Consider the following 6,146-nt stretch of genomic DNA (forward strand, 5'->3'; position numbering starts at 1 on the left):
CCCATTAGAGACAATCCGTACTTGCCTGAACAGACAGGTTGCAGCCAAACTATTGCGCTTTTGGACAATAAGCCAGCCCACCCCCGTCAGGCTGCAACGGAATTATATGACCCAACAACGCCCGGATACTACCGACTACCTCTCACTGTTCCTGAATGATGCCCCCCTGATGGATGTTCGGGCCCCCGTTGAATTCAGCAAGGGTTCATTTCCATTGGCGACCAATCTGCCTATTCTGGACGATCACCAACGCAAAGTGATTGGTACTGAATACAAGCAGTACGGGCAGGAAGCAGCTCTCTCTTTGGGTTATGAGCTGGCCACTGACAATGTTCGTACTCAAAGAGTGACTCTCTGGCAGCAATTTGCTCAACAACACCCAGATGGCTACCTATTCTGTTTTCGCGGCGGTCAGCGCTCTCATATCAGCCAATCCTGGCTGGCAGAGTCCGGATATCCCTACCCTCTGGTCGAGGGGGGCTACAAAGCCATGAGAAGATTCCTGATTGATGAACTGGAACAGTCTGTTGATGATATTCCCTTTATGATTCTCGCTGGCAAAACCGGTACCGGCAAAACTCGTCTGATTCATGACATTGAAGACAGTATTGACCTGGAAGGTCTGGCCAATCATCGAGGATCGAGCTTCGGTCGCCGTTACGGTGGCCAGCCCACCCAAATTGACTTTGAAAGCCGCCTTTCTATCGCCATGCTCAAGCACCGCCATTTTAAACCAGGCCGATCGGTACTTCTGGAAGACGAAAGCAAGCTGATCGGGCGTTGCGGTCTGTCCCGGGCATTCAGGGACAAGATGCAGCAATCCCCGATCATTCTGCTGGAAACGTTCATCAAAGATCGTGTAGAGATAGCTCTCCAGGAGTATGTCCGTGATAATCTGGCCGAATTCGAGACGGTTTATGGTAAAAAAGAGGGCTTCGCCCGGTTTAGCCAGGGCCTGGCTGACAGCCTTTACCGGATTCGTAAAAGATTGGGTGGAGCCCGCTATAAGGCGCTGGGAGAACTGCTATCCTCAGCTCTTTTGCAGCATGAAGTTCATGGCATCATTGATGGTTACCGGCCACTGATTGAGGAGTTATTGGTGGGCTACTACGACCCCATGTACGAATATCAACTGGAGCAAAAACAAGGAAGAATTCTTTTCAGGGGCAACCGGGAAGAGATCAGAAGCAGCTATCCCGAGCTGGTATTGAACTGAGAAGCAGTTCGACTCCGGTAAAAGAGGGCCATACCCCAAACCAGAATGGCAATGACGGCCCACTCCTGAGCGTTGGGTATGCGCCCCTCCAGCATAAAGACAAAAAGTACTCCAAATAAAACTTCCAGCGATGTACAGGGATAAAATCCTGAATCACTGTTATGCAACACCGCCTTGCGTCTGCATATCCGGGCCAAACCGGTGGCTAATACGCCTGCCAACAGCAGTCCTCCTCCGAAGTAAGCCCAGTCAATATTGGCAACACCTTTCGAAAAGAGGGTAAATTCGGGATGGTCCAGCCAGGTCAGTGGATAAATCATGGGGAGTGCCAACATAGAGCCTAATCCGGTTAACAGATAACGATCGGAAGGACCAATATCGGGATGTTCAATGGCCATTAACAGTTGTATGCGGGTACCTGCGAGCCAGCTGATGCTCGCCAACAGTAACCAGAACAAGCCATTGGCCATACTCTGCTCATGTGAGTCCGGAGAAACCTGATCAAACTTCTGGGACATCAACAGAAACAGCGCTCCAATCAACAGCAGTAAAGGAATAGTGAGCTGACTGCCAGCTTTTCTGGTCAAAAAGCATTTCTGAAAAATCATGGGTAAAGCGGCCATCAGAATACAGGCAAAGACTCCGCCGAGGCTTCGGATACTGATAATAAGAAAAAGGTAATAAAGAACATTAGTCAGCAGGGCCACCCAAACCCACTTCTGGATATCACCCAGCCGGGCTCTTTGAATCATCTCGCGACGAAAAAGAACGATCATAGAGATCCAGAGACCAAATGCTGCAAAGCGTCCTGCTACCAGTTCTATAGCCGTATATTCCGACATCCATTCAGGAAGAATGATCAAACTTCCCAGCAATGCCCCCGACACCAGTGAATAGACAACGCCTCTGGAAATCAACCCGGTACCACTCCAAACAGAAACTTAAGGTTCTCTGAGCATTGTCTACAACATCTTGATTTTCCAGCCTCCGGGCAGGGATTGCCCTCCTCAGCCGACCAGCGAGACAGCAAAACGGATAAAATTGGCTGCACTTCCCGGCGGTGTTTTTCAAGATAGTCGTCCCGATAAATCCCATTTCAAAAAAGACTGGCTGCAGGTAGTATCGTTACAACCGATTCAATCCAATACCAAGGGAAGTATTCGTGTCCATAGATTTCGATACTTTTATCAACCGAACTCATACCTCAAGCCTGAAGTGGGATCGCTACAAGGAAAGAGATATATTGCCTTTCTGGGTGGCGGATATGGACTTCAAATCCGCCCCCGAAATCATTGAAGCTATGCAACAACGTGTTGAACATGGTGTGTTTGGCTATACTCTGGCCGATGAGGGCCTGGAAGAACGCATTGTCGAGCGAATGCATAACCTCTACGACTGGCAGATTGAAAGAGACTGGATCGTCTGGCTGCCCGGGCTGGTAACGGCACTCAATATTGCAGTGAGGAGTGTTGCCGGTCCCGGAGAAACCGTTGCCGTGCCTCTACCGGTTTACTATCCCTTTTTGATGGCTCCCAAGCTGGGTGGGCGCGAAATGATCGGACTGGACTGGGTTATCAGAGATAATCAGTGGCAGTTTGATCTGGAGGCATTTGAAAGCAAGATCACCGAAGACACCCGACTCTTGATGCTGTGTAACCCACAGAACCCCAATGGCCGCGTGCTCAGCCGGAAAGAACTGGAGACTATCGAGGCACTCTGCAAAAAGTACAACATTGTCGTATGCTCCGACGAAGTGCATTGCGACCTTATTCTTGATCGCAACGCCGAGCACATACCTTACGCCAGTCTGAGTGACTTCACCCGTGACACCTCCATCACCCTGATGTCTCCTTCCAAGACATTTAATGTGGCCGGCTTAGGCTGCGCCTTTGCCATAATACCGGATGGCACACTGCGTATGGAGTTCCAGAGAGTTCGCAAAGGAATTGTCCCTGATCCGGATAACATGCTGATGGGTTTCACGGCGGCCAGGGCCGCCTATGAGCACGGTGAACCCTGGCGCCAGAGTCTGCTGGACTATCTGCGGGGTAACCACGACCTGCTGATGTCTGAAATCAACGGTATTGAGGGGCTAACTATGCTGCCTCTTCAGTCTACCTACCTGGCCTGGATTAACGTCAGCGAATTAGGACTGGATGATCCTCACCGTTTCTTTGAAGAGGCCGGTGTCGGCTTCTCCCCCGGCGCTCAGTTTGGAGACCGTGACTACCTGAGAATGAACTTTGGCTGCAGCCGCTCCACTCTGGAAGAAGGCATCCGCAGGATCAAGGCAGCAGTAGCCAATCTGAAATCCTGACTGGCGTAATTAAATGTCGGGCTGTCATTGAATAAATGACGGCCCTTTCAACACTTTTCAGAACACCCACTTGCTGATGATGGCCCGCCACTTTGATAACGGATGGCTCAGACAGCAAAGCCTTTATGAGTTAATCTGCTAACATTGACACATCTGTCAATCTTGATACTTCTGCCTTTAAGCTCTAAACCATATAGGATACTTTAATAGACTCTGATCAAACCGGACAGCATTCATCAAATGCTTTGGAGATTAGCTCGTGCTGAAGATGACGCCTACAGAAAACACTCCGCCACTTCCGATCCCGACAAGAACGCTGATTCTCGACTCAGGTACCCCGGAAGAAAAACGACAGGAACTGAATCAGTATTTCTGCGAAACCTACGATATTTACGACCGTCTTTTTGAAACACTCACCAATGATGAAGCTTTTTACCGCAAAGCCATTTCCCAGAGACACCCGCTGATTTTCTACTACGGCCATACGGCAGCATTTTTTATCAATAAGCTGATTGCTGCCCGCCTGATTAACGAACGGGTAGATACGGACATCGAAGCAATGGTGGCCATCGGCGTTGATGAAATGTCCTGGGATGATCTGGACGAAAATAACTACGACTGGCCTACGGTTCCAGCCATGAAAGAATACCGTCGAAAGGTCAGGGCACGGGTCATTGATTTTATTGAAAACATGCCTCTGGACGTACCCATCACCTGGGAAAGTCCGGCCTGGCTAATCATGATGGGCATTGAGCATGAGCGCATCCACCTCGAAACCTCATCGGTTCTGATTCGTCAGCTACCTCTGGCTTACGTCACGCCCCACCCGAACTGGCAACCCTGTAAAAGTTCAGGGGCCGCCCCGGAAAATCAGTTAATTGAACATACGGGTGGCCACCAGATTCTCGGAAAACCCTTTGATCATGCCCTTTATGGCTGGGACAACGAGTATGGTCACTATGAAGAAAGTATCCCTGCCTTCAAGGCCAGCCAGTTCCTGGTCAGCAACCAGGAGTTTCTTGAGTTTGTTCAGGATGACGGATACAACACCGAAAAATACTGGACCGATGAGGGCTGGGCATGGGCTACCTTTGCCGAAGCCATACACCCTGAGTTCTGGGTTCCCGGTGATGAAAATTACCGATACCGGGCCATGTTGGAAGAAATAGACATGCCCTGGAACTGGCCTGTGGATGTCAACTGTCACGAAGCTCAGGCTTTCTGCCGATGGAAATCAGAAATGACAGGCCTGCAAATACAACTGCCATCTGAAGCTGAATGGTATTGTTTGAGAGACACCATTGAAACAGACCAACCCTATTGGGAACAGGCTCCGGGCAACATCAACCTTGAATACTGGGCCTCCTCCTGCCCGGTTAACCAGTTCAGGACTGGGGATTTTTATGATGTCATTGGCAATGTCTGGCAATGGACAACGACACCCATTGATGCCTTTGAAGGCTTCAGGGTTCATCCCTACTATGATGACTTTTCAACCCCCACATTTGATGGCAGGCATAACCTGATTAAGGGTGGCTGCTGGATCTCGACAGGCAACTATGCAATTCGGGATTCGCGGTATGCCTTCAGACGGCATTTTTTCCAGCACGCCGGTTTTCGCTATGTTGAATCCACCGCTGAACATAATACCAGCCAGAACCCCTATGAAACCGATGCACTGGTGGCTCAGTACCTGGAATTCCATTATGGCGACAGCTACTTTGGCGTTGAAAACTTCCCCAGGGCCTGTGCCAGGGTCTGCCATGAATTGCTAAAAGACCATAATTGCACCCGGGCACTGGACCTTGGCTGCTCGGTAGGGCGAAGCAGTTTTGAGCTGGCCCGCTGGTTCAATCATGTAGACGGTATCGACTTCTCAGCTCGTTTTATCTCTGCGGCCGCAAAGCTTCAGCAGAACGGAAAAATTCGATACTTTGTACCTTCCGAGGGCGAACTGGGTGAATACCGTGAAGCCAAACTGACAGATTTTGCCGATGACATTGATGTCAGTCGCGTGCTGTTTACCCAGGGCGATGCCTGTAACCTCAAACCCAAGTACAACAACTATGACCTGATCTTTGCCGGGAATCTGATTGACCGACTGAATGATCCCCATAAATTCCTGTCTTCTGTACATGAGAGAATCCGCCCGGAGGGACTGCTGGTGCTGACCTCGCCTTACACCTGGCTGGAAGAATACACGTCAAAAGAGAAATGGCTGGGTGGAATACGCGAGAATGGTGAAGCCCTCACAACCTATGACGGGCTGAGAAGAGTTCTAAGCCAACACTTTGAGGAAATCAAACCACCCAGAGATATTCCTTTTGTCATCCGGGAAACCGCCAGAAAGCACCAGCATACGGTTGCTCAGGCCACGTTCTGGAAAAAAAAGACTCCCTGAGTCAAGCAGGAGCCTGAGAATGACTTCTTTATCAGGCTCCTGACCTTTCTATTCTTCGCAAATCCTGTTCAGGCACCGCTGACCATCTCCGGAGCAATAGTTCCCCTTGTCAGTCTAATACCTGTTATGAGCTTCAGTTTTCCATTATATTGCCCGATCAAGACAACGATTACGGGTTCAGTGTGAGCAAAAACAGTTTCCAGTTTGAACAA

The 6,146-nt window shown here is 49.8% G+C and carries 4 protein-coding genes; 3 read left to right on the top strand and 1 reads right to left on the bottom strand.

What is annotated here, in order from left to right; genetic code table 11:
- Positions 1–106 precede the first annotated feature (106 nt).
- Positions 107–1,216: a tRNA 2-selenouridine(34) synthase MnmH gene (gene mnmH, locus KDK19_RS09825; RefSeq protein ID WP_257254382.1), complete on the top strand. Its 1,110-nt coding sequence runs from the start codon at positions 107–109 to the stop codon at positions 1,214–1,216.
- Here the strand turns inward: mnmH and KDK19_RS09830 are convergent.
- Positions 1,192–2,133 (bottom strand): hypothetical protein, encoded by a 942-nt coding sequence (locus KDK19_RS09830; RefSeq protein WP_257291835.1) that lies wholly within the window; start codon positions 2,131–2,133, stop codon positions 1,192–1,194. The two genes, mnmH and KDK19_RS09830, sit on opposite strands and share 25 nt — an antisense overlap.
- A gap of 245 nt (positions 2,134–2,378) precedes the next feature.
- Between KDK19_RS09830 and KDK19_RS09835 the strand changes: the two genes are divergently transcribed.
- Both KDK19_RS09835 and ovoA read left to right on the top strand, forming a co-directional pair.
- On the top strand, positions 2,379–3,533 hold the full coding sequence (locus KDK19_RS09835) for a PatB family C-S lyase (RefSeq protein ID WP_257291836.1): 1,155 nt from the start codon (positions 2,379–2,381) through the stop codon (positions 3,531–3,533).
- 268 nt (positions 3,534–3,801) lie between these two features.
- Positions 3,802–5,934 carry a 5-histidylcysteine sulfoxide synthase gene (gene ovoA, locus KDK19_RS09840; RefSeq protein WP_257291837.1) on the top strand — a complete coding sequence of 711 codons (2,133 nt, stop codon included), beginning with the start codon at positions 3,802–3,804 and terminating at the stop codon, positions 5,932–5,934.
- The last annotated feature ends 212 nt before the right edge of the window (positions 5,935–6,146 follow it).

The organism is Endozoicomonas sp. ONNA1 (genome assembly GCF_024606325.1).
Classification (GTDB): Bacteria; Pseudomonadota; Gammaproteobacteria; order Pseudomonadales; family Endozoicomonadaceae; genus Endozoicomonas_A.

What these genes read in the sequence shown, in the direction of transcription:
- ovoA (WP_257291837.1), top strand. Translation starts at nt 3,802, where the DNA reads ATGACGCCTACAGAAAACACTCCGCCACTTCCGATCCCGACAAGAACG.
- mnmH (WP_257254382.1), top strand. Translation starts at nt 107, where the DNA reads ATGACCCAACAACGCCCGGATACTACCGACTACCTCTCACTGTTCCTG.